The sequence below is a fragment of the Burkholderia sp. Ac-20349 genome, from assembly GCF_017104865.1.
GTDB lineage: Bacteria > Pseudomonadota > Gammaproteobacteria > Burkholderiales > Burkholderiaceae > Burkholderia > Burkholderia aenigmatica.
The window spans coordinates 1-26997 of sequence record NZ_JAAGPM010000038.1; the positions used below are offsets into that span (position 1 = coordinate 1).

Genomic DNA, 26997 nt, shown 5'->3' on the forward strand with positions numbered 1-26997 from the left:
GGCCGCGCGCACGGTGGCGCCGGTTGCCGCGGCGTCGCGCAGCACGGCCGCGAGCCCGGCGTGCGACGTGGGCGTCGATACGGTTGCATCAGGACTGCAGACATATCCCGACCAGTTGCGCCACATGGCTTTGTCTCCGTGGTTGTCGTTTGAATGGGGTGATCGTTTTGATCGGTTTGAACGACGGGCCGTGTGGCCCGCTAGAAGAAGCTCCTGCCTTCGCCGCGATAGGTGGGCGCCTCGCCGACCACGCGGCCGCCGCGGATCAGCAGCAGCGAGTTGAAGCGTTCGCACAGTTCGCCGGCCTTCGCGTGGCGGAACAGGATCGGCTCGCCGATCGCCGGCGTGACGCCGCGCGGCACGCGCACGGGCGTCTGCACCTCGCCCGCGCCTTCGTTGTCGATCAGCGTGCAGCCAGCCGGCAGCCACGGCCGCGGCAGGCGGCTCTTGCCGGCCGGGCCCGATGCGATATAGCCGCCGCCCGAGCAGGTCACGATGCCCGGCTGCGGAATCCGCACGACCGGCAGCGCGAAGCCGGCAGCCGGCTGCGCATGAAACGCCGCGTAGTGATCGAACAGCGCCGGCGCGTAGAGGCCGGAGCCGGCCGCGAGCTCGGTGACCGACGCGTCGCCGAGCGTGCTTTCGAAACTGCCGGTGCCACCGCCGTTCACGAAGCGCAACGTATGGCCCGCCGCCGCGAGTGCCTGCACGGCCGCCTGGCGGCGCGCGTTGATCTCGCGCGCCGAGCGGCGCTTCAGGTGGCGCACCAGCGCGTTGCGCGCACCGCTGCCCGGCTCCGTGTCGGCCACGCCGGCGATCTGTCCTTCGTAGCCCATCAGCCCGTCGAGCCGCACGTGCTGCCGTTCGCCGATATGGTTCGCGAGCGCGAGGGCGCTGGCCGCGTCGCGCACCGGCGAGCGGTACATGCCGAAGTACAGGCCCGGATACGCGGACGACATGTCGAGATCGATCGCGAGCGGGATCGTCACGCGTGCGTCGTGCGCGACGCGGTCGATCGCGTCGACCTGCGCGATGGCGTCGACCATCAACGTGATCGAGCGGCCCCGCCTGAGTTGCGCGGCCACCGCGCGCAGGTCGTCGGGCTCGACGGTCGGATACGCGACGACGATGTCGTCGAACCCGCCGTCCGCGAGCCACGCGGCTTCCGCGGCCGAGTAGCACAGCAGCCCCTGCATGAACGGGCCCGAGGCGAGCACCGCGCCGATCAGGTCGCGCGAGCGCACCGACTTCGTCGCGAGCCGGATCGGCAGGCCGCGTGCGCGGCGCTTCAGGTCGGCGAGGTTCGCGTCGAGGCAGTCGAGATCGACGAATGCGGCGGGCAGCCGGTGGCCCGCGAGCGCGTCGCGATAGGTCGGATAGTCGTGAACGACGGCGGGGGCGCGATGTGGCAGGTCTGCACGGCTCATGGAACGGGCTCGGCTGGGTGGGGTGTGCGTCGCGCCGACCGTTCGGCGCGTGTCGGAAATCAGCATAGGGCGGGTCAAAATGACGACCAAGCGCTGAGCGGGTCGTTCGACGGGTCTGATCCGGCCATCCGTATCGGCCACGCGCGTGCACGGCGGTCGTGCGTCGCGCCGCTGGATCGCTGCTTGCTTGGTGTCGTGGTGCCCATGCCACGTACAGGCCCGAACCGCCGCCGGACGGGCTTGGCGCGCGACATCGCGCGGTTGGCCGGGCGGCAACGAAATGCGTTTCAAACGTTTTGCCGGACGTGGCCGATGCGAGCAGGTTTAGTGCCTGCGTTCTAGCGCCGCTTTTGACTGCATGCCGGATTCGACCTAGAACCTACTCGCGGATGCAGCGGCGAAGAACGGCATGACGTGACGAGGAGGCGACGTGAAAAAGAACAGGGCACTCTGGCGGCGCACGGGCGCGATCGCGGCGATTGGCGTGGCCGTCGTTGCAATCTGGCGATATGAAGCGGCGACACCGGCGCAAGCCGCGTCATCCGGCACACCGGCCGCGATGGCGAGCACGCAGTCCGTCGCAGCCGATACGTTCGGCACCGGCGCCGCGTTGCCCGGCCCCGAGGAGCGGCGGCTCGACGTCGACGCGCTGCGCCGTAGCCTTGGCGGGCGCCCCGACGCGGATGCCGAAGTGAAGCGCATCGCCGCGTTTGCGCGCTTTCGCGATGAGGTTGCCGCGTATGGGGATCGCCGCAACAGCATGCCGCAAGCCGAGCGCGCCGCACTCGCGCGCCGGATTCTCGACGAACTGCCCGACCATGTCGCGCGCAACGAGATCGTTCCCGTGCAGGCCGAAGCGCTGAGCGCGGCACTGCTGACCGATACCGAAGCCGACCCCGCGACGCGCAGCGCGGCGATCCGGTCGATGCGCGCGCAATGGGATACCTATGCGCAGCAGACGGTTGGCCCGTCGCCGGCGCAGGACCCGCGCTATCTCTCGTACGAACAGCAGAGCCGCGACGTCGTCCGGCAGGTTCAGGCGAGCATTCCCGATCCCGACCAGCAACAAGCCGTCATCGCGCAACGCCTGCAGGCGTTGCGCGTCCAGCTGTTCGACGGCGCTTCACCGTCCGGCGTGCACTGAGCGCCGAATCCGCGACGCCGGGGCGGTGCCCGGCGGCCGCGTCATGTCCATCGACAAGGAGGGGAGATGTCCACAGCACGAAGCCTGCTGCGCGCGGCCGTTGCCACGCTGCTCGGTTGCGCGGCACTGAACGGCCACGCGGCCGATACGACGATGCCGGATCCGTCGATTCCCTATTATTCGTGGTACGAAGTGACGTTGCCCGAGAGCACCGGTGCATCGTGCGGCAACGGCACGCCGATGCGCTTCTACGTCAATCGCGCGCAGTCGGACAACCTGCTGTACATGATGGAACCGGGCGGCGCGTGCTGGGACTACGGCACCTGCACGCAGACGTCGACCGGCGCCGAGGCCGGCCTCGGCGGCTTCAACCCGGACGGCATCCCGCACAACTACATGAACGGCACCGCGAACGAGAGCCTGCTGTCGTCGTTCCTGTCGCCGCTGCTCACGCGCATGGATCTCGCGCACATCCTCGTCGGCGAACCGAAGGTCGAGACGCAGCAGTGGACACAGGTTTTCGTGCCCTATTGCACCGGGGATATCCACATGGGCAGCGCGGTGCGCAACTACACGTCGCCGAGCGGCGACTGGCGGCTGCAGCACTACAGCGGGCTGAAGAACATCCAGGCCGTCGCGCAGTGGCTGACGTCGCACGGCTTCGGCAAACCGAACCGGCTGCTCGTGTACGGAATGAGCGCGGGCGGCTACGGCACGCTCGCGAACTACGCGACGCTGCGCAACACGCTGCAGCCGCAGGCGCATAGTTCGCTGCTCGACGACGCCGGTACGGTGTTCAACACGCCGTTCGATGCGGACGCGGCCACCCATCCGTCGGTCGGCCTGTACGACCGGGTACGCACCGAGTGGGGAATGACGGGCCCCGACGGGATGATTACCGTGAACAGCCGGCTGACCAGCCATTTCGATCCGGGCAACATGGGCAGCGCGTACGCGGCGCTGTCGGCGACGTATCCGCACGACCGCTTCGGTTTCTCGAGCTACCAGCGCGACAAGATCATCGCCGCGTATCACTATCGCGCGTTCGTGCCGGCCGTAATCGCGGCGCCCGACGACACGACCAAGGATGCGCTGTCGCTCACGATGTTCGACCAGGAGCTGGACGGGCTGAAGCAGACGCTGAACCCGCTGCCGAACTTCGGCTACTTCATGCCGTGGGCGCGCAACGACTTCATCGACAACCACCAGGTGACGGCGGTCAGCTTTACCGGGTCGGGGATCCACGAGAACGGCATCGACGCGGATATCGGCACGTTCGTCGACAACCTGCTGAACCAGCAGGACCCGGCCGATACGCCGGTGATGAAGGCGTTCCGCACGCAGCAGTGGTCGGACTTCACGTTCTCGACGTTTCTGGCGTGGATCGACAGCGTGTTCAACCTGACCGGTGAGGCGGGGCCGATCTCGGGGCACAAGGCGTGAGGGGGCGGGCTTGCCCGCCGAGCGGGCAGTGACGACGGGCGGCGGCCTGCCCGCAGGGCCGCTTGCCTGCATCGTTGCGTCGACGCAGGCACCGATGCCGGTGCGTTACAGCACCGCCATCGATTCCGTCATGTTCTGCTTCATGTAGTCGAGGAATCGCTTCTGGAACAGCATCGTGTGCTCGTGCGCGGCGCGTTCGGCGGCATCGGCGTCACGCCGCGCGATTGCATCGATCAGTTCGTCGTGGTCGCGGCCGAGCTTGGCTGCGGTCGGCGAACTGACCGTGAAGTCGAAATGCAGATGGAGCAGGCGCTGCCCTTCGCCGAGCAGCCGTTCGTAGTAGCCGACGAAATACGGGTTGTTCGCGGCGTGCGCGATCGCCATGTGGAGCGCCTTGTTGGTCTCCGACATTGCCTGGAAGTCGCCGCTCGCGACGGCCTCCATGTAGACGTCGTCGGCCTTGCGGATTTTCGCGAGATCGGCTTCGGAGCGCTGCGTGGCCGCGAGCCGCGTGACGGCGCGCTGGATCAGGTCGAGCGCCGAGATGTATTTCGGGAATTCCTCGATCTCGAATGGCGTGACGAGCGTCGTGCGGTTCGGCAGGACCGTGACGAGCCCCTCGCTGCTCAGCCGCGCAATGGCGTCGCGCACCGGCGAGCGCGACAGGCCGAACTGCGCGGCCAGCGAGATTTCGTCGAGTTGCACGCCGGGCTTCAGCTTGAGCGTCAGGATCTGCTTGCGCAATTCCTCATACACATACCGCCCGCCGTGCCGGCGGCCGCCACCTTCCGTTTCAACGGCCTCTTTGCTCATCTCGCCACCCTTCCTGTAATCGACCCGGGTCGCCGGGCGCGCTCTGGAGTTTAGCATCGCGCCCTCACGTGCCTGACGGTGCCGAAGGCCCGAATCCGTCCCCCCACGTGTCGCTCAGCATGAACCCCGCGGCCAGCGGATCGTCGGGATCGACGCCGAGCTGCTGAAACCCGAACACCCAGGCGCGCCCGGTCACGCGCGGCAATACCGCCGGCTTGCCGCCCACTTCGGTCGTGCCCAGCAGTTCGACGCGGAATTCCCCGCCGATCGTGGAGCGTGACGTGAGCCGATCGCCGACCTGTACACGCCCGCGGGCGGCGAGCGTGGCCAGATTGGCCGAGCTGCCGGTGCCGCACGGCGACCGGTCGACCCGGCCGGGCGGCAGCGTCGTGCAGGTCTGGTACACCGTGTCGTCGACCCGATTGCGGAACATCACGTACGCGACTTCGTTGATGTCCGGGTAAAGCGGATGCTGCACGGCGACCTGCCGGTTGATGATTTCCTTGAGCCGCACGCCGTGCGTCGCGAGCTGCCGTGCGTTGTCCGGCGCGATGTCGAGCCCGATCTGGTCGACGTCGACGAGCGCGTAGTACACGCCGCCGAACGCGATGTCGGCCTTGATCGTGCCGAATTCCTGCGTGTGAACGTCGACGTCGAGGTGTTCGACGAACGACGGCACCATGTCGAGCGATACGCCGACGCAGCGGCCGTCGCGACACGTCGCGCGCGCCGTGACGAGCCCGGCCGGCGTGTCGAGCACGACCGTCGTCTCGGGCGCCTGCATCGGCACCATGCCGAGTTCGAGCAGCGCCGTCACGACGCAGATGCAGTTGCTGCCCGACATCGGGTGTGCCTTGTCGGCCTGCAGCACGATGAACCCTGCATGCGCTTCCGGTCGCGTCGGCGGCAGCAGCAGATTGACCGACATCTGCAGGCAGCCGCGCGGTTCGAGCACGACGAGCCGCCGCAGGCTGTCGTCGGTCTCGTTGAGGTAATTCATCTTGTCGAGCATGGTCTTGCCCGGCACGTCGAGGACGCCGCCGGTGATGACCTTGCCGATCTCGCCCTCGCAATGCACGTCGACGAGCTGCAGCGTTTTGTTCCAGCGCATGATCGATTCACCTTCTTACTTGATGTACCAGCCCCACGGCTTGTCGCTGTCGTAGCGCGTGATCTGCTTGATCTCGAGGTAGTTGTTCAGCCCCCACTCGCCGAGTTCGCGCCCGATACCGCTCTGCTTGTAGCCGCCCCACGGTGCTTCCGTAAACGTCGGCTGCGAGCAGTTGATCCAGACGATGCCCGCGCGCATCGCGCGGGCGACGCGTTCGCAGCGCGGCAGGTCGGCCGACATGACCGCCGCGGCGAGACCGAAGCGCGAGTCATTGGCCGAACGCACCGCTTCGTCTTCCGTATCGAACGGCCGCACGCACACGACCGGCCCGAAAATCTCCTCGCGCCAGATCCAGCTGTCTTCCGGCACGTCGGCGAAGACGGCCGGTTCGATGAAGTACCCGCGTTCGAGATGCGCGGGCCGGCCGCCGCCGGTCACGAGTCGCGCACCTTCTTCTCGGCCGCGGGCGATGGCCGTCAACACCTTGTCGTACTGGCCGCGACTTACCAGCGGCCCGAGCAGCACGCCGTCGTCGCGGCCGTTGCCGATCCTGATTTTGCGCGCTTCCTGCGCGAGCCGCTCGACGAGCGGCGCGTACAGCGAGCGTTCGACGAGCACGCGCGACGTGGCCGAACACACTTCACCCTGGTTCCAGAAGATGCCGAACAGGATCCATTCGACGGCCGCTTCGAGATCGCTGTCGCCGAACACGATGAACGGCGACTTGCCGCCGAGTTCGAGGCTCACGTTCTTGATGTCGCGTGCGGCGGCCTGCATGATCCGGCTGCCGGTCGGCACGCTGCCGGTGAACGCGAGCTTGTCGATGCCCGGATGTTCGGCGAGCGGCGCGCCGGCCTCCGCGCCGAGGCCCGTCACGACGTTCAGCACGCCGACCGGCAGCCCGGCCGCGTCGGCGATGCCGGCCAGTTCCAGCGCGGTGAGCGGCGTCAGTTCGGACGGCTTGAGCACCATCGTGCAGCCGGCCGCGAGTGCGGGCGCGACCTTCCACGCGGCCATCAGCAGCGGAAAATTCCACGGGATGATCGCGCCGGCCACGCCGATCGGCTCCTTGCGGACGACCGTGCTGAAGCGCGCGTCGGCCAGCGGCACCGGGGTTTCGGCGTTGCCGTCGAGCTGTTCGGCCAGTCCCGCATAGAAGTCGAAGCAGCCGGCGGCATCGCCGAGATCCCACAGTGCCTCGGGCAGCGGCTTGCCGTTGTCGCGCACTTCGAGCTCGGCCAGTTCCGGCAGGCGGTCGCGCATGCCCTGCGCGATCGCACGCAGCACAGCGGCGCGTTCGGCGCCGGTCATGCGCGGCCACGGGCCTTCGTCGAATGCGCGCCGCGCCGCGGTGACGGCGAGGTCGATGTCTTCGGCGGTGGCGGCCGCCACCTTTGCGATCACGGTTTCGTTGCTCGGGTCGATCGAGTCGAAGGTATGGCCTTGGACGGGCGCTACCCAGCGGCCGTCGATGAAAAGTCGTTCGTAGGTTTGCATGAAAGGTCTCGAATGTCAGGCGAAACGATAGGCGCTGAACGGCGACAGATCCTGCCGGGTCGGCCGGCCCGCGACGAGGTCGCCGATCAGGCGGCCGGTCGTCGCGCCGAGCGTGAGGCCGAGCTGGCCGTGGCCGAAGGCCATGTAGGTGTTGGGTAGCCGCTTCGAGCGGTCGATCACCGGCTTCGTGTCGGGCAGGAACGGTCGATAGCCGACGCCGTACTCGACGCGCGCGGTCCGCAACTCGGGCAGGATGCGTCGGGCCTTTTCCAGGATGATGTCCGCGCGCCGGAAGTTCGGTTGCGCATGGCGACCGGCGAACTCGATCGTGCCGCCGATCTGCAGGCCACGTGTCATCGGACTGAAGCAGAAGCCGCCGTCCGCGTAGATTACCGAGTGACGGAATTCGACACCCGGGTCGGCGAGCAGCGCCTGATAGCCGGCGATGCCTTCGAGCGGCATGCGCACGCCGAGCTGGTCGAAGAACTGCCGCGCGCCGGTGCCGGCCGCGACGACGACATGGTCGGCCGCAATGCGCTCGCCGTTCGCCAGTGTCACGCCCGTCGCGCGTCCGGACGCCTCGTCGATGCGTGCGGCGTTCGCGCGGACGCGGCGTCCGCCTTGCGCTTCGAAGCTGGCCGTCAGCGCCGCGATGAAGCCCTCGGTATCGCTGACCGCACGCCAGTCGGGAAACAGCAGCCCGTGCCGGAACCGGCCGGCGAGTGCTGGCTCCAGGTCGCCGATGTCCGCCGCAGTCAATCGCTGCGACTGGAATCCCAGCGATTGCCGCAGGTCCAGATGCGGTTGCTCGTGCGTGATGCCGGCCGGATCGTCGAACACTTCGAGCACCGGGCGCTGGCCCAGCAGCGCGCGGTCGCCGCATGCATCGAGCAGCGGCGCATAGTCGGGGTAGACGTCATGCGTCAGCGTGGCCATCGCCTGCGCGATCGATACGATCTTCGCGTGGCGGGCCGATGCGACGAAGCGGAAGAACCACGGCAGGATGCCCGGCAGTGCGCCCGGCCGCAGCGCAAGCGGCCCCTTCTGGTCCATCAGCCAGCGCGGAACCTTCATCAGGATGCCCGGCTTCGACAGCGGGATGACCTCGCTGACCGCCATCTGGCCGCAGCTCCATTTCGCGGTGCTGTCGCCAGGAGCGGCCGGATCGATCAGCGTGACGGCGTACCCGTCGCGCTGCAGATAGAGCGCGCAGCACACGCCGACGATTCCACCGCCGATCACGACGGCCGTTTCATCGCGTGCCACGCCGGGCGAGGCGGGTGCATGGTCTCGCGGAATCGCGTTCAATTGACGAACTCCTGCAGGCTGAAGCCGTGCGCATACGGTTGAGACGAATCGACGCGATACTGCGCGCGGCCCGTCACCCAGGCGCGCCCCTCGATGCTCGGCCGCACGGCGTCGAGCCCGCTGTCGAGGCGCGCGACCGATTCGACGCGGCCGATGAAGCGGCTGCCGATCAGGCTTTCATGGCAATACGCTTCGCCCGCGTTCAGCCAGCCACGCGCGAAGCGCTGCGCGACGCGTGCCGAACTGCCGGTGCCGCACGGCGACCGGTCGACGAGACTGTCGCCGGCGATCACCACTGCGCGCCCGTGGGCGTCGGCCGCGATCGGCTTGCCGGTCCACATGCAATGCCGGACGCCGCGAATGGCTGGATGGTCGGGATGCACGACGTCGATCGCGTCGTTCACCGCGCGTTGTACATCACGGCCCCATACGAGCAGTTCGTCCGGCGTGAAGTGTTCGCAACCGGGGAAGTTCGGCTGAACCTCGACGATCGGATAGAAGTTTCCGCCGTACGCGATATCGACGGCCAGCGTGCCGAGCGCCGGAATCGCGATCTCGACGTCGCGTGCGAGCAGGAAGCTCGGCACGTTGGTGAAGCGCACCGCGCTCACGCGCTCGCCGTTCATCTCGTAGCGCGCGACGATCTGCCCGGCCGGCACGTCGACGGTGACCGTACCCGGCTGCTTCGGCACGACGAGGCGCTCCTCGATCGCAAACGCGATCGAGCCGATCGTCGCGTGGCCGCACATCGGCAGGCAGCCCGACGTCTCGATGAACAGCAGGCTGAAATCGGCGTTGTCGCTGACGGGCGGATAGAAGATCGTGCCGGACATGTGGGCGTGGCCGCGCGGCTCCAGCATCAGCGTGCGGCGAACCCAGTCGTGATGCGCGACGAAATCCTCGCGGCGTGCGTTCATCGTCGCGCCCTGCAGCGCCGGCGCGCCGTCGATCACCATCCGCACCGGCATGCCTTCGGTATGGCCTTCGATACAGGTAAAGCTGTGAATCGTCATGTTGGGATGCCCTCGGTCGACGTACCGGCGCCACACGGCGCCGGTACGGGTGCGCGTTATGCCTGCGACGCCTCGAAGACCGCGCGGAAGGCCGCCTTCTCCTGGTCGGTCAGCGGCTGCAGCGGCATGCGCGCGTTGCCGACCTTGAAGCCGGCCAGCTCGCAGCCGTACTTGACCTTCTGGATGAACTTGCCGGACTCCATGCTCGCCATCACCGGGAACAGCGAGCGCATCACATTCTGCGCGCCTGCGATGTCGCCGGCCGAGAACTTGTCGTAGAAGCTCACGACCTGTTTCGCGAAGCAGTTCGCGGGCCCGCAGATCCAGCTCGTCGCGCCCCACAGGAAAAAGTCGAGCGCCTGGTCGTCCGAGCCGCACGACAGCTGATAGTGATCGCGGTACTTGCCGCCGATCTCGATCGCGCGCAGCAGATTGCCGCTGCTTTCCTTGATGCCGATCACCCGCGGATGATCCTTGAGCGCGTCGAGCACGCCAAAGCCGACCTCGACGTTCGTGCGCACCGGGTAGTTGTACAGGATCACGTTCACGTCGGTCACCGCGGCGAGAATCGCTTCGTAGTGCCCGATCAGTTCATCTTGCGACGGCAGCGCATAGTACGGCGGCGCGATCAGGATGTTCGTGTAGCCGGCATCGCGCGCCTGGCGCACCTGCTCGATCACTTCCCGCGTCGACGAGCCGTTCGCGCCGGCGATCAGCGTGCCGCGGGTGCCGACCACTTCGCGCACGGTCTTCATCACCGCGCGGCGCTCGTCGTTCGTGAGCGCGTAGTATTCGCCCGTCGAACCCAGCGGTACGAAGCCGCTGACGCCCGCGGCGAGCTGATATTCGAGGATTGACGCGAGCGTGTCGTGGTCGACCGCGCCCGATGCGTCGAACGGCGTAACGAGTGCGGGCAGAATGCCTTTCAGTTGCATGAGATTTCTCCGGCTTGATGAGAGCGTTGCGAGTTAATAGGCATAGCGCCTGAGCATCCTGGACTCCACTACGCCGACCAGGCGGGTCAGCGGAAAGGCGACGAGGAAATAGATGACGGCAACCGTCGTCAGGAACTCGACGGGACGCGCCGTGCTGTTCGATACGTTCTGGCCGACGAACATCAGGTCGGCGATCCCCACCGACGAAATGAGCGCGCTCTCCTTGAACAGGCTCACGACGTTCGACAGCAGCGGCGGAATCGCGCGCAACAGCGCCTGCGGAAAGATCACGTAGACGATCTTCACGTGCGGCGACAGGCTGAGCGCGATGCACGCGTCGTGCTGCTCGCCGGCGATCGATTTCAGCGAGCCGCGGAACGTTTCGCTCGTGATCGCGGCCATGTACAGCGTCAGCGAGATCAGCACCGACAGGTACGGGGGGATCGGCAGCCGCAGCACGACCGGGAAGCAGAAGAACACCCAGAACAGCTGGATCAGCAGCGGCGTGCCGCGGAAGAATTCGACGAACGCGGTGACCGGCCCGCGCAGCCAGCGCGACGGCGACATGCGCAGCAGGCTCAGCACGAAGCCGAGCAGGCTGCCGACGATCGCGCAGGTCACGGTGAAGGCGAGCGTCAGCCCGAGGCCTTTCGCGAGCACGAGCCAGTACGGCCAGACGACGGAAAAATCGAGGTTCACGACGGGCTCCTCAGCGCTGGACGGCGACGTCCTGACGGCGCTCGATGACGTGGACGAGTTTCGCGATCGGCAGCGACAGCGCGAAATACACGAGCGCGACCACCGAGTAGGTTTCGAGCGGCCGGTACGCTTCGGTCGCGATGCTCTTCGCGACGTACATCAGGTCGGCCACCGCGACGATCGCGACCAGCGCGCTTTGCTGCAGGCTGCCGATGCCGTTCGTCAGCAGCACCGGCATCGCACTGCGCAGCGCCTGCGGCAGCACGACGTAGATCGTGCGTTGCCACGGCCGCAGGCCGAGCGCCACCGCGGCGTCCAGATGTTCCTTCGGCACCGCCTGCACGCCGGCGCGATAGGCCTCCGCGTTGAACGCGGTGAGGTTCAGGCCAAGGGCGAGCACGCCCATCGTGATCGGGTCGATGAAGACGTCGACCATCATCGGGATGCAGTAGAAGAACCAGATGATCTGCAGCAGCGCAGGCGTGCAGCGGAAAAATTCGATGAAGAGCTGGGCCGGCCAGCGCACGATCGTCCAGCGGCTCATCGCGAGCAGGCACAGCACGAAGCCGAGCACGAGGCCCATCGCGTTCGCCGCGACGGCCAGCACGACGGTGACTTTCAGCCCGTCGATCAGCGCACCGATACTGCCGGCGAGGAAACTGAAATCGAAGTGGTAGTTCATGGCTTCGGCCTCAGTCGAGATGCAGGACTTTTTCGAGGAATTCCCGCGTGCGGGCTTCCTTCGGACACTTGAAGATCTGGTCCGGCGCACCTTCCTCGACGATCTTGCCGTTCGCGCAGAACACGACGCGCGTCGCGATGTCCCGTGCGAAGTGCATGTCGTGCGTGACGATGATCATCGCCATCTTCTGCTCGGCGAGCTGCAGCATCACGTTCTGAACTTCGACGACCATCTCCGGATCGAGCGCGGACGTCACTTCGTCGAACAGCATCAGCTTCGGTTCGAGCATCAGCGCGCGCGCGATTGCCACGCGCTGTTTCTGGCCGCCGGAGAGCTGGCTTGGATAGGCGTGCAGCTTGCTTTCGAGGCCGAGGCGCGCGAGATACATGCGCGCGCGCTCGGTGGCTTCCGCCTTCGACAGTCCGCCGACGCGCACCGGCGCGAGGATCAGGTTGCCCAGCACCGACAGGTGCGGAAACAGCGTGTAGTGCTGGAACACCATGCCGACCTGCTTCTGCAGTTTCGCGTCGATGCGCCACCCGCCGCGCGCGTCGCCGCCACGGATGTACGGCGCGCCCTGGAACGCGATCTCGCCGTGCTGGATACCTTCCAGCCCCATCATCACGCGCAGCAGCGAGCTCTTGCCGCTGCCGCTCGGGCCGATGATGACGAGCCGGTCGTCGGCGCGCATGTCGAGGCTCATGCCGTCCATGACGACGAGGTTCGGGCCGTATGACTTGTGGACGTCGCGCAGCCGCACGAAATCGCTCGCCGGCGCGGACGCGGCGAAATGCGTCGTCGAAAGGGGATGCATGGCCGACCTGACGGCCGTCGTTTGAGGCGACAACATGACTGTCTCTCCTGTGGCGCCCGATGTCGGCGCGCCAGGTGCGAATCGGAAAATCGAAGCCCGTCGACGGTGCGCCAGGCCTGCTTGCGCGACGCTCGCTTACTTGCCGGGAACCAGCATGGCTTGTACGGAGGTCTTGATGAGGCGGTTCACCGCACCGGATTTGATCTGTTGTGCGAGGTAGCCGTTGAGCACGTCGAGGTCGGCTTTCGGCGTGTCCTTGCGCAGGCCGAACGCGACTTCCTGCTGGGCCAGGGGCGGCGCCGGGTTGAAGCTGGCCGACCAGTCCGGATGCGCTTCCGTCAGCAGCATGTTGGTGATGTTGGCGTCCGCGAGCAGGTCGGCGCGCTTCGAGATCAGCGACAGGCGCGTCTCGTCGTTGCCGGGCAGCCGCATGATCCGCGCCTGCTTCAGTTCGGCGGAAATCGCCTTGTCCTGCGACGTACCCGACATCACCGCGATCGTGAGGGTCGGCTTGTCGATGTCGGCGATCGAGCGAAGGTTCTTCGGGACCCGCGGGTTGTTCTTGTTGTAGACGAACGAGACGTTGTAGTCGGTCGCCGGCGCGGAGAAGGCGACCGCCTTTTCGCGTTCGGGCGTGTCGTTCAGCGCGAGCGACAGGTCCCACTTGTCCGACTGCAGGCCGGCCACGATGTTGTCCCAGCTCGTGTCGACGAACTCGACCTTCACCTTCAGCACGTTCTGCCCGAAATCGCGGCACAGATCCGAGAAGAAGCCGCTGTACGCGCCGGTTTTCGGGTCGCGCATCACGTACGGGGGCGCGACCGCGGCGCCGCAGCGCAGGACGCCCGCCTTTTTCACGCCGGCCCACGCGTCGGGCCCGGCGGCATGCGATGCGGTGGCGGCGAACAGCGATGCGGCCACCGCCGTGCACACGGCGATTTGACGAGAGAAACGAGACAGTCGATTCATGGTGTCCTCACTGGAGATGGGTAAACCCGCATGCCTGCACTATCTGCCACACAATTCTGTGTGTTTTGTTGTGTACAACGTTGTGTGCATATTAGAAGGGCAAAAATCGCTGTGTCAACGAGAAGTTGTCCTGTGGGGAGGCGGGGTTTTCCCCGGGTGCCGGGCGCGGGTTGCGTGGGGCCGGTGGGGGGCGGTGCGCCGGAGCGCGAGGGAAAGGGGGCGAGACGAGGGGCGGGCGGGGTGCCCGGTGAGCAGAAATGCCAGCTGGTGGCGGTGGCGGGCGGGCGAGTGCGGGGTGTGGTGAAACCGCTGTCGCGGTGGAGAGGCGGTCGGATGCCGTCGCGTTGTCCGCCGACGGCGTCGTTGTTTCAGGTTGGCGGCGGGGGAGAGGGCTCTCCCCGCAGCGACTTGCGGCGCGTTATTGCTTCACCGCCGGCGCACCCGCCTCCACGCCCGGCGCACCGTTCGACCCGTAGGCCGCTTCGGCGCTCTTGTGCTCGGCGAGCCGCTTGGCAGCCAGACGCTCCTGCGCGGCGACAATGTCGCCCGGATAGTTGTCGCCGTCGCCGGCGGTCGGCTCATAGCCGACCGACTCGAGATCGAACAACTCCTGGCGCACCTGTGCACGAGTGAGCGTCGAGTGCGACGACTGCGCGTACGAGACAGTCGGTGCGGCGAGAAGAGCGGTGGCGGTAGCGGCAACGGTGGCGATGGTGACGATGATGGATTTCACGATTTCCTCAGACGGTTTCGTTGCGGTTCGGCGTGTTTGCTGGCTGAACCGACGAGACAAGTTTAGGAACCCGGAACGGCCGGATAAACGGCCATTCCTGACCAGCTGTGTTCCTGAATACGTGAGAGTGGGTGACGTGCGATGTCCGGGGTGGCCGGTTGTTGCCTGGTTTTTTAGCGCGGAATGCCGATCGATCAGGGGCGCGCAGCCATTCCGTCAGGCTGGCTACGCATTCGATGTTCGGCGGGCAGACGCATGCCTGCCCGGCACGGCTAATCGTCGAAGCGCGGGAATGCCCGCTGGCGCTTCATGTCCTTCAGCCAGTCCCTGACGTTGGCCGGATCGTCGAACTCGCGCAGCGTGAGGTTCAGGTCGAGGATGCCGCGCTGAGTGCCCGCGATGTCGCGCGTGAGCATGCGCATGATGGTATCGGGCGCGACCTTGACGGACGGCGCAATCCCGTAAGTCCGCCTGAATCCGGTCTCGACGTCCTGGATCTCCTGATCCAGCTCGCGGAGCTGATCTTCCAGGATGCCGTTGTAGCGCGCGAGCCGATCTTCGCCGAGGCCGTTGATCGCGTGCCGGTCGATCTGTTCGATCTCCAGTTGCAGCTCCAGCAGTTGCAGGAGCTTGCCGTTCGCATAAGCGTGGTTGACCCGCTGCATCAGCACGGTCTTGCGTTCCTGTTCCCGGGGATCGGTCTCGCGATCGGGGTGCAGCGCGCTCGCCAGCTTGCGATAGACCTCGCGGATCGACCGGCTCGCTTCGGCCTGCTCGGCTTCGCGTTTCGCCAGCGCGGCGGATTGCCGGGGCGCTTTCTTGCGCTTGGCGCGCTGGGCCTCGCGGGCCGCGTGCTCGGCCATGTCCCGCTCGAACTGTTCGTCCAGTTCGGCCTGCATGCGCGCCATGAGTTCTTCGGGCGACAGCGAATCGAGATCGTCAGCCGCTGTCACGCCGGGCGTCGATTCCGATTCCGCCTTCGGTTCCGGCTCGTCCGCTGCGTTGCTGCCCTGCTCGGCCGCGCTGTGCCGGTCGTGGATGGCCTTCAACTGCGCATCGTCGCTGAAGTCGAGCAAGTCGCGAGCCATGTTGGCAATCATCCCGGAAAGGGTACGCTGCTCGGCCTTGCTCAATCCCTTCTGCAGGTATGCGTCGTCGAGCTGATTCAGCAACCGGATCCGCAGCGCGGTCGACGTCTGTTCGAGCGGCAACAGCTCGTCGACGAATTTCTTCTGGAAGACCGGCATCACGGCTTCCCACGCGCCGAGACGCTCGCGCCGCTTCTCGATCTGCTGGACGAGCGCATTGAACGCTTTCTGGGCTTTCGACAGGCTGGCTGTCTCGTGGCCGGGCGCGATGGCGACCGCTGTTCCGCGACGTGCGGTCATGTGAATGTCCTCCGGCCGCGGCAGGACGCGCAGCAGGCCGGTATTTTAGCCGGATGTCCTGCGGGGTAGCCCGGATGGGCGTGCTCCCCCGCAGCGACCGGCCGCGCGTCAGCGCTTCACCGTTGCGACCGCCGGCGCGCCCGAATACGTGCCCGGCGCGCCACTCGACCCGTAGGCCGCTTCGGTGTTCTTGCGTTCGGCGAGGCGCTTGGCGGCCAGGCGTTCCTGCGCGGCAACGATGTCGTCCGGATAGTTGCCGCCGTCGCCGGCCGCGGGGTCGTAGCCGACCGATTCGAGATCGAACAGTTCCTGGCGTACCTGGTCGCGCGTGAGCGTCGAGTGCGACGACTGCGCGTACGACGCGGACGGTGCGGCGAGCAGAACGGTGGCGGTAGCGGCAACGGTGGCGATGGTGACGATGATGGATTTCACGATTTCCTCAGACGGTTTCGTTGCGGTTCGGCGCGATTGCGGCAGGCCGGACCGATGGGGTGGGTTCAGGCGCCCGGAACGGCCGGATCCACGGCGATTCCCGGCGAGCTGTGTTGCAGAGTGCGCGAGCGTGAGCGACGCGCGCGCCGATGCGATCAGGCATCGGCGATCGCCGCGATGGCCGTTCCCGCCTGCACGGCACCCGACGACCGCGGTGCGGCGAGCGACGGCAGCCTGAAGCGTGCGGCCGTCAGATCGACGAACGCGCGGACCTTGCCGGGCAGGAATTCGCGGCCCGGATACACGAGCGAGACGGTGACGCTGTCGTTCACGATCCGGTAGTCGTCCAGCACGCGGGTCAGCGTGCCGATGCGCAGGTCGTTCGCGACCATGTACTCGGGCAGCAGTGCGACACCGCTGCCGGCCAGCGCGAGCTGGCGCTGCATCAGTGCGCTGTTGACCGTGATCGGCGCGTCGAGCGCGATGGTGTCGATCGTGCCGTTCGGGCCGGCCCACCGGTAGGTGCGTGCACCGGTCGCCAGGCCGACGATGCGGTGCGCGGCCAGATCGACCGGCCGGCGCGGCGCGGCCGCGTCCAGCAGATAGGCGGGTGACGCGACGGCGACGAGCGGTGCATGGACCAGCGTGCGCGACACGACGGAAACCGACGTGATCATCGTGTCGGCGACGATGCCGGCGTCGAATCCGCCGCCGAGCAGGTCGACTTCCGATTCGGTCAGCGTGATGTGCAGCGACACGTCCGGATGGCGCGACTGATAGTCGGCGAACAGGCCGGCGAGCTCCGGCGACATCACGCTGTGCAGCACGACGACGTTCAGGTCGCCCGCGATCCGGCTGGATTCCTGCGTGGCGCGCGATTCGATTTCGGCGAGGTCGCTCAGCAGCGCACGGCACGCTTCCGCGTAGCGGATCCCGATCCCGGTGAGCACCGTCTTGCGTGTCGAGCGTTGCAGCAGCTTGACGCCGAGGTGCGATTCGAGGTCGCCGACATAGCGCGTCACCAGCGACGGCGAAAGATTCAGCTGATGGGCTGCATGAGAGAAATGGTGCGTGTCTGCAACCTTGAGAAAGACCCGCATCGCACTGAACAGATGATTCACGTCGGTTTCCGGGGAGGCGTTGAAGGGAGAGGCGTGGCGTGCCGGCGGCGTCCGCAGCGGGCCGGATGACGCTTGCGGGTTCAGCTGCCGAAGTAGACGTTGCAGAAGCTCGCCGGGCCGACGCAGTCGGCATCCGGCGCGGCCGGATGGCTTGCCGGCGCAACGCGAAGCGGAACGACGGTCTTGGTCGCGGCGGTGGCCTGCGTGCCCTTGTCGTCGCTCGAACGCGCGGCGAGTTGCGCGGTGTAGGTCGGGGCGGCGGGTTGCGCCGCCTGGCGAACCGCCGGCGGAGCCGGTTGCTGCTGCGCGCAGGCACTGGCGGCGACGCCCGAGAAAGCGATCAATGCAACGGCGAGACGGGTCAGGACAGAATGTGTCATTTAGGATTCCGATAATAATTTGATATGGTGTTCCAGATCGACCTGGCATGCCGGAGCAGTCGAATCGTCCTGTCGATGCCGGGGAGCGTGTCGGACCTTCTGTCGAGTCGGGGCGACGTCAACGACGTCATCGACGGAGTGCGGAAGGTGTCTGCGACACAAGATCCGGAGCCTCGACGCCGGGATTCGGCGCGACCGATTCACCTGGAATCGATAGTGAAAGAATGAAGGAAATCCCTGGTCGAGTCCAAGGCGAATTTCCGATCCTGTCGATAAGACAAAATGATGACTCATCCGAATCGGAATCCATTTGATATGGATTGCGAATCAAAATTTATAAAAACGGAAGTGCGAGGTGACGGCCGTCGCGCTCGTCATGCGAGCGCCGGCGTCAAGTGCTTGTGCGGAGAGTGTGCTGGTGCGTCGTCAGGCTGACGACGCACCCTGCAAGGTCAGGCGTGGTCGAGCGTCGTGATCGTGCGCAGCGACGCCAGGCTGCCGTGCTCGAGCATCTCGTGAACCAGATCGGCGAACGCGGTCGACGCGACGGTGCGATAGGCGCCCTTGCGGCGCAGCAGCGCGACGGTCCGCACCGGGAACGGCGGATCGAGCGGCACGTACTGCAAGTCGCGATGCTCGAATTCGATGGTGCCGGGCAGGATCGTCGCGATCTTGCCGCGGCTCACGATCTTCAGTACCGCGCTGATCGAATTCGCCTGCAATGCGACATCGGGTTGCATGTCGTATGTCTGGAAATAGCTGTCGACATAGAAGCGCGACACGAAGCTCGTCGTCAGCAGCGCGAGCGGCGTGTCGGCGAGCTGCAGCGGCGTGACGGGCTCACGCTGGGTGGTCAGCGGATGCGACCGGCCGACCACGAGCATCAGGCGCTCGGGAAACAGCGCTTCGGCCTCGATTTCGTCGTTGCGAACATCGACGAACCCGAACGCAAGGTCGACCTGGTCGTCGCCGAGCGCCGCCTCCACCGCGTCGAGCGACATCTCGTTCATCTCGATCACGATGCCCGGATGACGCTCGTGGAACAGCTCGATGACGGGCGCGACCAGATACTCGGTGAAGGTCGGCGTGAAGGCGATCCGCAGCTTGCCGCGGGACAGGTCATGCACGTCGTGCAGCGCGCGCTGCGCGGTGAGCAGGTCGTTGTGCGCGCGGCGCACGTATTCGAGGTAGACGCTGCCGAAATCGGTGAGCTGGACCATGCGTCCACTGCGGTCGAACAGTTGCGCACCGAGCTCGTCTTCGAGCTGGCGCACCTTCTGCGACAACGCCGATTGCGACACGCTGAGCGCTTCGGCCGCGCGCGTGAAATTGCGGTGCTCGTCGATCGCGAGCAGATAGCTGATGTTGCGAAGCAGCGGGCTGCGTTGGGTGAACTTCATTTTTCGCGGAATGGGTCGCGGGTCACGTAGGTCCGGCATCTCGCCATTATGCGCCGGAAGGCGGGCGGCGGAACGCGATGGGGCCGGGTATTCGGCGACGATGTCACGGTTGGTCATTGCCAGCCGCCTCCGAGTGCGAGGAACGTGGTGATCTGGTCGTTGTTCACGTCCTGCCGGGCCGCCGCAACGGCCGTTTCGGCCGCGAGCCAGGTACGCTCGGCGTCGAGTGCCGCGAGTCCGCCGACCCGCCCGCCGCGCCGCAATTCTTCGGTTCGCGCCATCACGTCGCGCGCCGCGTCGCGCGATGCCTCCAGACGCTGCAGCCGGTCGAGCGCGCCCGCGTAGGTGTCGAGCGACGTTTCGGTTTCGCGCAGCGCGGTGAGGACGGTTGCATCGAAATGCGCGAGGCTCGCACGGCTGTCGGCCTGTGCGGCGTCGATGCGGTCGCGAATCGTGCTGCGATGGAGATTCCACGTGACCATCGGGCCGATCGCGAAGCGGTTCGTCAGCGGCGTGAAGAACGCGGCCGCGCCGCCGGTCGAACCGATGCTGGCACCGAGCCTGATGTCCGGATACAGCGCGGCCGTTTCGACGCCGATGCGCGCGGTCGACGCGGCGAGCCGGCGCTCGGCCGCGCGGACGTCGGGCCGGCGCTTCAGCAATGCGCGCCCGTCGCCGGACGGAATCGGCGTCGACAGTTCGAGCGGCTTGTTACACGACAGCAGCGCGCGATCGTAGTTTTCCGGCGGCTGGCCGGTCAGCGTCGCGAGACGGAACGCTGCGTTCAGTCGGCGCGCCCGCAGCGGCGCGAGCTGCGCGCGGCTGTTCTCGATGCCGCCCTGATCGCGCTGCTGCTCGAAGGTCGGCGCACGTCCGTTCGAGATCAACTGGCGGGTGAGGGCGAGGCGGCGCTGCTGGACGTCGATCGAGCGTTGCAGCACGTCGATCTGGTTGCCGGCGTTGCACAGGTCCGAGTACGCACGCGTGACTTCCGCGCTGACGTTCACACGCACGAGGTCGCGCGCAGCGGCGACGGCCTCGTTGTCGGCGGACGCCGCTTCGATCCCGCGCCGGATCCCGCCGAACAGGTCGAGGTCGTAGCTCATCTCGAGGCCGATGTTGTAGATCTCGTGCCGCGGCGGCTCGACATGCGACAGGACCGACGCCGCCGATTGCTGCGTGTAATTGGTCGATGCATCGACGCCGACGCTCGGCTCGCGCGCGGTGCGCGTCGCCGCGAGCAGCGCATTGCTGCGTTCGAGGTTCGCCTGCGCGGCGCGCAGGTCGACGTTGCTTGCCAGCGCCTTTTCGACCAGGCCGTCGAGCGTCGGGTCGTTGTAGAGGCGCCACCAGCGGTCGGGCAGCGGGTCGCTCGACGCAACCGATGCACCCGCAACGAACGCATGGTTGGCGGCCGGTGCGTTCACGAGTGCGTTCGACGGCACGCGATAGTCGGGGCCGACCTCCGCGCATGCGGCGAGCGCGATGCACAGCGCCGCGATGGCAGTCGTACGCAGGCTTACCATGGCAGGCTCCGGTGTACCGTGACGTCGCCGGCCCGCGCATGAATCTCGACCGACGCGGTCTGCCCCGGCACGAGCCGCACGCCGGGCGGCACCGAATCGATCGCGATCCGCACCGGGATGCGCTGCGCGAGCCGCACCCAGGTAAACGCCGGGTTCACGTTCGCGAGCTGGGCGTCGCCTCCCGCGCGCTCGCGGTCCTCGACGCCGCCGGCGATGCTCTGCACGTGGCCGCGGATCTCGCTCGCCACACCCATCAGATAGATGCTGGCCGGATCGCCGACATGAATCGCCGGCAGCTTGGTTTCCTCGAAGTAGCCTTCGACGCGCAGCGACGTGTCGTTCACCAGCGCCATCGCGCCCTTGCCGGCGCTCAGATAGACGCCCGGCAGCAGCCCGACGTTGGTCACCGTGCCGTCGATCGGTGCGCGGACGAGCGTGCGTTCGAGGTTCAGCGCGGCGAGGTTGCGTGCGGAGCGGGCCTGCGCGAGCGCGGCGCGCAGCTTTTCGACGCGTGTCGTGCCCTGCTGGGTCGATTCCTCGGCAACCACGTCCGGCATCGCGCGATTGCGGCGGTCCTCGCGAATCGCTTCGTCAAGTTCCGCCTGCTCGCTCGCGATGTTCGCGTCGGCCTGTTCGAGTGCGATCCGGTAGCGCGACGGGTCGATCACGAGCAGAACCTGGCCCTTCGTCACTTTCTGGTTGTCGTGTACGCGCACGTCGGTAACGAGCCCGCTGACGTCCGGGGCGATCGGCACCACGTCCGAGCGCACCTTGCCGTCGCGCGTGAGCGGCTCGATCTGGTAGCGGACCCACAGCCCGTAGATCGCGCCGAGGATGCCGAGGATGATCGCGACCGTCAGCACGGTGCGTAACAGGGGGATGATTCGCTTCATGTTCAGGAAAGGAGGCGATACGGAAAATACGCGTCGGCGAGACGGGCGATGCCCCACCACAGCAGGAAGAAGGCCGCCAGTTCGAGCAGCGCCGGTTGCCAGAGCAGCACGCGCAGCGGCAGGCGAAGCAGCACGCCACGCAACAGGAACGTGACGATCAGCGCGACGACGGCCCACGCCAGCGCGGACGGCAGGTAGATGCCGAAAATGTGGATCTCTTCGATCATCGCGTCGTTCCTTCGACGAGTTGCACATGCGGGAACAGGTTGCAGCGCATGCCGACGAGCGCGAGCAGCGTGGCATCGTCGCGGCCGGTCGTATTGCGCGCGGCGGCACCGATCGCGCGGTTCAGCGTGCGCATCAGCGATGCGGTGGCAGGAACCGGATGGTGCGCGTCGGCGCGTGCGCGATACAGCGCCGACACGGCCTCGAGCGCGGCCTCGATCGCGACACGCGTTTGCGCATCGCTTCTGTCGAGTCCTTCTCGCACCTGGATGATGTTGCGGCCGATGCGCAGGTCGCTCAACCCGTCGACCGCGTGCAGTGCATCGCCCGGATTCGCGAACGCCATGCGCGCGGCGACCTGGCCGAGCCGGTCGACCGCGCGCGCGGTCCAGGTCGGCGCGTCGAGCGGCCGGTGCGGGTCGGCCATCTGCGCGAGATCGGCCCAGTTCTGGCGCACGATCCGGTAGGCGGTCCAGCGCGTGCTGGCCGAGCGGAACAGTTTGGTCACGACGAGCGTCGTGACGATGCCGCCGACCTGCGCGAGCCCCGTGTTGAGGAACAGCGCGAAGTCGGCCTGGAAGCGATCGAGAAAGCCCATGGCGACGATGAAGCAGGAAAACATCGGGAGGGCGCGCGCGGTGCGCGCCGGATCGGCCTGGATGTAGCCCATCCAGATCAAGGCCGGTGCAAGCGTCAGGATCAGCATCCCGGCGCCGTCGACACGCGGCAGGATCACGAACAGGTACAGCGCGGCGAGCGGAAAGGTGACGAGCGTCGAGACGAGGTAGCGGCCGATCACCGGTGCGGGATCGTCCTGTGCCGCGAACGAGCAGGTGACGAGCGCGGCGAACGCGGCGGTTGCCGAGCCGTTTGGCCAGGCGAGCAGGATCCACACCGCGCAGTAGATGACGATCGCGGTGGTCGTCGCGGCACCGGCGAGCAGCGCGAGGCCGTGATCGCGCGCGAGCTGGAAGCGGCGCGTGCCGTCGGCGGGCGGCAGGTGGCGCTCGAGCTCGGCATCGCTTTCCGCGAAGGTCCGCACGAGCCCGCGCGCCGCGTGCAGCGTGTCGATGAAATCGGCGGTGCGGTCCAACAGGTTCGCGGCGAGCAGCGACGTCCAGGCCGGGTCGGCCAGGCGCTCGGCCGCCAGCGTGCGGCAACGCGCGGCGAGGCCGACGTCGAGCGCTTCGCCCACTTCCTGCGACGCGTGCAGGTCGTCGATCACCGCATCGACCAGCGCGGCGGTTTGCGCATCGACCGCGTTCAGCGAGCGCAACTGGTCGAGCCGGTTCGCGGCGGCCGATGCGATCGACAGCAACGCCGCGAGGCGATGCTGCAATGCCGTGACGGTGTCGCGCGTGGCGAGCGCGAAGCGCTGGTCGAACGGCAGCGTCGTCGCGATCATCCCGAGTTCGGTGACGTCGGCCGCGAGCTTGCGGCGATGCTCGTGCTCGAGCCGCGTGTGATGCGTGCCGAACGCTTCGGCGGTCCAGCGGCACGCATCGCCGAGAAACGACAGCGCGCGTTCGTGGATGACCGGCCGGCTGTTCGCGGGCTTCAGCAGCATGTGCGTGATCGTCACGCACAGGATCGCCACCGTCATCTCCTCGACGCGCGACACCGCGGTGATGAAGATGTTGGTCGGATCGTCGAGATACGGAAAGCAGATGACGGCCGAGCTGAACGCGGCCATCTGGAACAGGAACGCGCGCGGCGTGCGGTCGAGCACCGCGAGATAGATGCAGAAGCCGATCCACAGCGCGAGGCACAGCACGAGCAACGCCGGCGAATTCTGCAGGTTCGGGGCGACCACCACCGACACGACCGCGCCGGCGGCGATGCCCGCGAGCCGGTAGATCGTCTTCGGACGGAAGGCGCCGGCCATCGGCTGCGAGGTCACGTAGACGGTCAGCAGCGCCCACCACGGGCGCGGGAAGCTGACCGTGAACGAGATCAGCAGCACGAGTGCGGCCGCGATAAACGTGCTGATCGAGAACAGGAGCTTTCTCGGATCGATGGAGAATGGGTCGCGCGGCCGAAGCGGCGCGACAGTGGCTTGCGACACGTCGGGTTCCTTTGGCGAGACTGGCGAAGGGGATTGCAGCGATTGCGCTAGGGCGCGGGAGGCGGTGCGCCGCACGTCATGTCGTGCGGCGCCGTTTTGCGGCGTGTGCGACGCGGGAGGGCGGCGGGGTGCATGGAAAAAAGCGTCCACGCGAAACGGGGTGTTGTGGCAGGCATGTCAAGCACGAGTGCGCGCCTTTTCCTTGTTATTCAAGCACATGGCCACGCGTTGGGGGGACGGCGGGTGCCACGGAAACTCGGGTAGGAAGGATCAGGGTTTCATTCGATTGCGATGCCCGAAATTGTGCGCTGCGGCGCGCGCGGCGTCCAAGTCGGATTTCTGACCGGGGCAATCGGTTTTACTTATCGTGCGACGTGCCGGGGCGCAAGAATGCCGATCGATGTCGACGCGGACGAATCGGCAGACTCATCGCGGGCGGGTGATGGGCGACGTGCGGGGAATCGGTTGTACGCGCAACCGGGCAGGCCGGATCGCGTTCCTTCAGTCGCCGAACAGTTGCCCCTGACCGGAGATCACGCGTTCGAAGTCGTCGCGCAGGAACGGCAGGATCGCGTCGGCGACGGGCTGGAGCTGGCGGCTCACGTAGAACGCATAGTCGATCGGCGAGCGCATGGTTTCGAGCGGCTCGGGGCCGGCCGTCGTCATCACGTAGCTGATCCAGCCGCCGCGCTGATACTGCAGCGGCCGGCCCTGTGCCTGGTTGAACTCGTCGGCGATCCGTGCCGCGCGCACGTGCGGCGGCACGTTGCGCTCGTACTCGCGCAGCGGCCGGCGCACGCGCTTGCGGTAGACGAGCTGGTCGTCGAATTCGCCGGCCAACGTGCGCCGCACGGTGTCGCGGATGAAATCCTGGTACGGCTCGCGGTTGAACACGCGCCGGTACAACTCGCGCTGGAACTGCTGCGCGAGCGGCGTCCAGTCGGTGCGCACCGTTTCGAGCCCCTTGAAGACGAGATCCTCGCCGCCGCCGGCGGCCGCCGCGAGGCCCGCGTAACGCTTCTTGCTGCCTTCTTCCGCACCGCGCACGGTCGGCATCAGGAAGCGGCGGTAGTGCCGCTCGTACTGCAGCTCCAGCGCGCTCTCGAGCCCGAAGTGGTCGCGCAGGTGCGCCTGCCACCAGCGGTTGATGTGCTCGACGAGTGCGCGGCCCTTCGTGCCGGCTTCGTCGTCGTCGTGCGCGCGACCGAGCCACACGAACGTCGAATCGGTATCGCCGTAGATCACTTCGTAACCCTGAGCTTCGATCAGCTCCCGCGTGCGGTGCATGATCTCGTGGCCGCGCATCGTGATCGACGACGCGAGGCGCGGGTCGAAGAAACGGCAGCCCGTCGAGCCGAGCACGCCGTAGAACGAATTCATGATGATCTTCAGCGCCTGCGACAGTGGCGCGTTGCGCTGCCGTTTTGCCTCGTCGCGGCCTTCCCACACGCGGCGCACGATATCGGGCAGGCAGTGCGCGGTACGCGAGAAGCGCGCGCCGAGAAAGCCGGGCACCGACGCGTCGTCGCCGGGATTCGCGAGCCCTTCGATCAGCCCGGCCGGATCGATCAGGAACGTGCGGATGATCGACGGATAGAGGCTCTTGTAGTCGAACACGAGCACCGAGTCGTACAGCCCGGGGCGCGAATCCATCACGAAGCCGCCGGGGCTGTTTTGCCCCGTCACGTCGCCGAGGTTCGGCGCGACATAGCCGAGCCGGTGCATGCGCGGCAGGTACAGGTGCGTGAAGGCCGCCACCGACCCGCCGGTGCGATCGGCCGCGAGGCCCGTCACGCTCGCGCGTTCGAGCGCGAAGGACAGCAGGTCGGCCTTGTCGAAGATGCGCGTGACGAGCTCGCAGTCCTTCAGGTTGTAGCGCGCCAGCGCGGGCTTGTCGTGATCGAAGCGGCGCTGGATCTCGTCCATCCGCTGGTACGGGTTGTCGATCGACTTGCCTTCGCCGAGCAGCGACTGCGACACGTATTCGAGGCCGAACGACGGGAACGTCCACGTCGCGGATTTCAGCATGTCGATGCCGTCGAGGATCAGCCGGCCCGCCGCACCCGCGAAGAAGTGGTCGGGCTGCTGGCCGTGCGCGCGCCAGTCGAGCACGCTGCCGCCGCGCCCGAGCTTCAGCGGCACGCCGTATTGCTCGGCGTGCGCGTGCAGGATGCGCAGGTCGAACTGCACGAGGTTCCAGCCGATCACCGCATCGGGATCGTGTTCGTCGAACCAGTCGTTGAGCCGCGCCAGCATCGCGGGCCGGCTGTCGCAGTAGTCGAGGCGGAAGTCGATGGCGCGGGCTTCGTCGCTGTCGGCTCCGTTCGGCGGGCCGAGCATGTAGACCTGCCGTTGCCCGCAGCCTTCGAGCGCGATCGAATACAGCTCGCCGTGGACGCTGGTTTCGATGTCGAGCGACACGCAGCGCAGCGCCGGTCGATAGCCGGTCGCGGTTTTCAGTTCGGCGCGGGTCAACGTGCCGTCGCGGCCGGGCTGGCCGCGAAACTGCACGCAGGCCGTGATGAAGCGCTCCATCGCGTAGCGGTCGGGCGGCTGCACGTCGGCTTCGTAGACGTCGACGCCGGCCGTCGCGAGGCGCTTCTGCAGCCCGGACAGATGGCGGTAGCGCTTGCAATAGAGGCCGACGACCGGGCGCTGCCGGAAGTCGCGCAGCGCGAGCGGGCGCAACTCGATATCGCGCTCGCCGGCCAGCGCGCGTTCGGCGAGCGCCTGCTGTTCGGCCGGAATGAATGCGACGGCTTCCTGCGGGCGCAACTGCACACGGCGCGGACCGTGTTCGGTTGCCAGCCAGAACTCGATCTCGATGCCGGTCGCGGTGTCCCGCCAGTGGCGGGTGAGGATGAAACCCTGCTCGAACTCCGTCAAAACGCTTGCTCATCGTGGATGCCCAGGCGGCGGATTTTAGCGCTTGGGCGGGTGGTGTGCCGGGATGGGGGCGATGTTGTCCCGGCATCCTGG

General features: G+C 67.1%; 24 protein-coding genes. 2 read left to right on the top strand and 22 right to left on the bottom strand.

Going from position 1 to position 26997, the window contains the following annotated elements; genetic code table 11:
• Positions 1–200 precede the first annotated feature (200 nt).
• Positions 201–1427, bottom strand: a complete 1227-nt coding sequence (locus G3N61_RS14980; RefSeq protein WP_205822860.1) for an amino acid deaminase/aldolase — start codon at positions 1425–1427, stop codon at positions 201–203.
• A 430-nt stretch (positions 1428–1857) separates the two neighbouring features.
• On the opposite strand from G3N61_RS14980, the gene plcR reads away from it, so the two are divergent.
• Positions 1858–2571: a phospholipase C accessory protein PlcR gene (gene plcR, locus G3N61_RS14985; protein ID WP_205822862.1), complete on the top strand. Its 714-nt coding sequence runs from the start codon at positions 1858–1860 to the stop codon at positions 2569–2571.
• A gap of 66 nt (positions 2572–2637) precedes the next feature.
• Positions 2638–4014 (top strand): pectin acetylesterase-family hydrolase, encoded by a 1377-nt coding sequence (locus G3N61_RS14990; protein WP_205822863.1) that lies wholly within the window; start codon positions 2638–2640, stop codon positions 4012–4014.
• A gap of 105 nt (positions 4015–4119) precedes the next feature.
• On the opposite strand, the gene G3N61_RS14995 is transcribed toward G3N61_RS14990, so the two are convergent.
• From G3N61_RS14995 to G3N61_RS15095, 21 genes are all read right to left on the bottom strand, one after another.
• Positions 4120–4827, bottom strand: a complete 708-nt coding sequence (locus G3N61_RS14995) for a GntR family transcriptional regulator (RefSeq protein WP_179258851.1) — start codon at positions 4825–4827, stop codon at positions 4120–4122.
• A gap of 64 nt (positions 4828–4891) precedes the next feature.
• Positions 4892–5938 carry a proline racemase family protein gene (locus tag G3N61_RS15000; RefSeq protein ID WP_205822864.1) on the bottom strand — a complete coding sequence of 349 codons (1047 nt, stop codon included), beginning with the start codon at positions 5936–5938 and terminating at the stop codon, positions 4892–4894.
• Positions 5939–5953: 15 nt separating this feature from the next.
• Positions 5954–7435, bottom strand: coding sequence for an aldehyde dehydrogenase family protein (locus G3N61_RS15005; protein ID WP_205822866.1), 1482 nt, complete (start codon positions 7433–7435; stop codon positions 5954–5956).
• Between the two features lie 15 nt (positions 7436–7450).
• Positions 7451–8743 (bottom strand): FAD-binding oxidoreductase, encoded by a 1293-nt coding sequence (locus G3N61_RS15010; protein ID WP_205822867.1) that lies wholly within the window; start codon positions 8741–8743, stop codon positions 7451–7453.
• Complete coding sequence (locus G3N61_RS15015; RefSeq protein ID WP_205822869.1) at positions 8740–9756, bottom strand: 4-hydroxyproline epimerase; 1017 nt, start codon at positions 9754–9756, stop codon at positions 8740–8742. Before G3N61_RS15015 ends, G3N61_RS15010 begins: the two co-directional genes overlap by 4 nt.
• Positions 9757–9812: 56 nt before the next feature.
• Complete coding sequence (locus G3N61_RS15020) at positions 9813–10691, bottom strand: dihydrodipicolinate synthase family protein (protein ID WP_205822871.1); 879 nt, start codon at positions 10689–10691, stop codon at positions 9813–9815.
• A gap of 33 nt (positions 10692–10724) precedes the next feature.
• Complete coding sequence (locus G3N61_RS15025) at positions 10725–11390, bottom strand: amino acid ABC transporter permease (RefSeq protein WP_043179023.1); 666 nt, start codon at positions 11388–11390, stop codon at positions 10725–10727.
• Between the two features lie 10 nt (positions 11391–11400).
• Positions 11401–12072 carry an amino acid ABC transporter permease gene (locus G3N61_RS15030; protein WP_043179022.1) on the bottom strand — a complete coding sequence of 224 codons (672 nt, stop codon included), beginning with the start codon at positions 12070–12072 and terminating at the stop codon, positions 11401–11403.
• A 10-nt stretch (positions 12073–12082) separates the two neighbouring features.
• Complete coding sequence (locus tag G3N61_RS15035; protein WP_277405098.1) at positions 12083–12922, bottom strand: amino acid ABC transporter ATP-binding protein; 840 nt, start codon at positions 12920–12922, stop codon at positions 12083–12085.
• A 99-nt stretch (positions 12923–13021) separates the two neighbouring features.
• The gene (locus tag G3N61_RS15040; protein ID WP_043179019.1) at positions 13022–13855 is read right to left on the bottom strand and encodes a transporter substrate-binding domain-containing protein; all 834 of its coding nucleotides are present in this window, start codon (positions 13853–13855) and stop codon (positions 13022–13024) included.
• A gap of 418 nt (positions 13856–14273) precedes the next feature.
• A complete protein-coding gene (locus G3N61_RS15045; protein ID WP_089453958.1) occupies positions 14274–14588 on the bottom strand; it encodes a DUF4148 domain-containing protein in 315 nt (104 codons plus the stop codon).
• Positions 14589–14860: 272 nt separating this feature from the next.
• Entirely contained in the window at positions 14861–15976 is a 1116-nt protein-coding gene (locus tag G3N61_RS15050; protein WP_089453957.1) for a J domain-containing protein, read from the bottom strand.
• A 108-nt stretch (positions 15977–16084) separates the two neighbouring features.
• Positions 16085–16408 carry a DUF4148 domain-containing protein gene (locus G3N61_RS15055; RefSeq protein ID WP_205822873.1) on the bottom strand — a complete coding sequence of 108 codons (324 nt, stop codon included), beginning with the start codon at positions 16406–16408 and terminating at the stop codon, positions 16085–16087.
• 155 nt (positions 16409–16563) lie between these two features.
• Positions 16564–17529: a LysR family transcriptional regulator gene (locus G3N61_RS15060; RefSeq protein WP_043179011.1), complete on the bottom strand. Its 966-nt coding sequence runs from the start codon at positions 17527–17529 to the stop codon at positions 16564–16566.
• Positions 17530–17609: 80 nt separating this feature from the next.
• The gene (locus tag G3N61_RS15065; RefSeq protein ID WP_241017747.1) at positions 17610–17909 is read right to left on the bottom strand and encodes a hypothetical protein; all 300 of its coding nucleotides are present in this window, start codon (positions 17907–17909) and stop codon (positions 17610–17612) included.
• A 452-nt stretch (positions 17910–18361) separates the two neighbouring features.
• The gene (gene cynR / locus G3N61_RS15070) at positions 18362–19309 is read right to left on the bottom strand and encodes a transcriptional regulator CynR (RefSeq protein WP_043179008.1); all 948 of its coding nucleotides are present in this window, start codon (positions 19307–19309) and stop codon (positions 18362–18364) included.
• Positions 19310–19422: 113 nt separating this feature from the next.
• Positions 19423–20835, bottom strand: coding sequence for an efflux transporter outer membrane subunit (locus tag G3N61_RS15075; RefSeq protein ID WP_089453953.1), 1413 nt, complete (start codon positions 20833–20835; stop codon positions 19423–19425).
• Positions 20829–21728, bottom strand: a complete 900-nt coding sequence (locus tag G3N61_RS15080; protein WP_043179007.1) for an efflux RND transporter periplasmic adaptor subunit — start codon at positions 21726–21728, stop codon at positions 20829–20831. Before G3N61_RS15080 ends, G3N61_RS15075 begins: the two co-directional genes overlap by 7 nt.
• Before the next feature lie 2 nt (positions 21729–21730).
• Positions 21731–21955 carry a DUF1656 domain-containing protein gene (locus G3N61_RS15085; RefSeq protein ID WP_043179006.1) on the bottom strand — a complete coding sequence of 75 codons (225 nt, stop codon included), beginning with the start codon at positions 21953–21955 and terminating at the stop codon, positions 21731–21733.
• Positions 21952–24018: an FUSC family protein gene (locus G3N61_RS15090; RefSeq protein WP_089453951.1), complete on the bottom strand. Its 2067-nt coding sequence runs from the start codon at positions 24016–24018 to the stop codon at positions 21952–21954. Before G3N61_RS15090 ends, G3N61_RS15085 begins: the two co-directional genes overlap by 4 nt.
• Before the next feature lie 501 nt (positions 24019–24519).
• Positions 24520–26904: a DNA polymerase II gene (locus G3N61_RS15095; protein ID WP_205822875.1), complete on the bottom strand. Its 2385-nt coding sequence runs from the start codon at positions 26902–26904 to the stop codon at positions 24520–24522.
• Positions 26905–26997: the final 93 nt, after the last annotated feature.

Bases quoted from the DNA above. Each gene is read 5' to 3' on its own strand.
- G3N61_RS14980 (WP_205822860.1), bottom strand. From the start codon at position 1,427: ATGAGCCGTGCAGACCTGCCACATCGCGCCCCCGCCGTCGTTCACGAC.
- G3N61_RS14990 (WP_205822863.1), top strand. From the start codon at position 2,638: ATGTCCACAGCACGAAGCCTGCTGCGCGCGGCCGTTGCCACGCTGCTC.
- G3N61_RS14995 (WP_179258851.1), bottom strand. From the start codon at position 4,827: ATGAGCAAAGAGGCCGTTGAAACGGAAGGTGGCGGCCGCCGGCACGGC.
- G3N61_RS15000 (WP_205822864.1), bottom strand. From the start codon at position 5,938: ATGCGCTGGAACAAAACGCTGCAGCTCGTCGACGTGCATTGCGAGGGC.
- G3N61_RS15005 (WP_205822866.1), bottom strand. From the start codon at position 7,435: ATGCAAACCTACGAACGACTTTTCATCGACGGCCGCTGGGTAGCGCCC.
- G3N61_RS15015 (WP_205822869.1), bottom strand. From the start codon at position 9,756: ATGACGATTCACAGCTTTACCTGTATCGAAGGCCATACCGAAGGCATG.
- G3N61_RS15020 (WP_205822871.1), bottom strand. From the start codon at position 10,691: ATGCAACTGAAAGGCATTCTGCCCGCACTCGTTACGCCGTTCGACGCA.
- G3N61_RS15030 (WP_043179022.1), bottom strand. From the start codon at position 12,072: ATGAACTACCACTTCGATTTCAGTTTCCTCGCCGGCAGTATCGGTGCG.
- G3N61_RS15035 (WP_277405098.1), bottom strand. From the start codon at position 12,922: ATGTTGTCGCCTCAAACGACGGCCGTCAGGTCGGCCATGCATCCCCTT.
- G3N61_RS15040 (WP_043179019.1), bottom strand. From the start codon at position 13,855: ATGAATCGACTGTCTCGTTTCTCTCGTCAAATCGCCGTGTGCACGGCG.
- G3N61_RS15050 (WP_089453957.1), bottom strand. From the start codon at position 15,976: ATGACCGCACGTCGCGGAACAGCGGTCGCCATCGCGCCCGGCCACGAG.
- G3N61_RS15065 (WP_241017747.1), bottom strand. From the start codon at position 17,909: ATGACACATTCTGTCCTGACCCGTCTCGCCGTTGCATTGATCGCTTTC.
- cynR (WP_043179008.1), bottom strand. From the start codon at position 19,309: ATGAAGTTCACCCAACGCAGCCCGCTGCTTCGCAACATCAGCTATCTG.
- G3N61_RS15075 (WP_089453953.1), bottom strand. From the start codon at position 20,835: ATGGTAAGCCTGCGTACGACTGCCATCGCGGCGCTGTGCATCGCGCTC.
- G3N61_RS15080 (WP_043179007.1), bottom strand. From the start codon at position 21,728: ATGAAGCGAATCATCCCCCTGTTACGCACCGTGCTGACGGTCGCGATC.
- G3N61_RS15085 (WP_043179006.1), bottom strand. From the start codon at position 21,955: ATGATCGAAGAGATCCACATTTTCGGCATCTACCTGCCGTCCGCGCTG.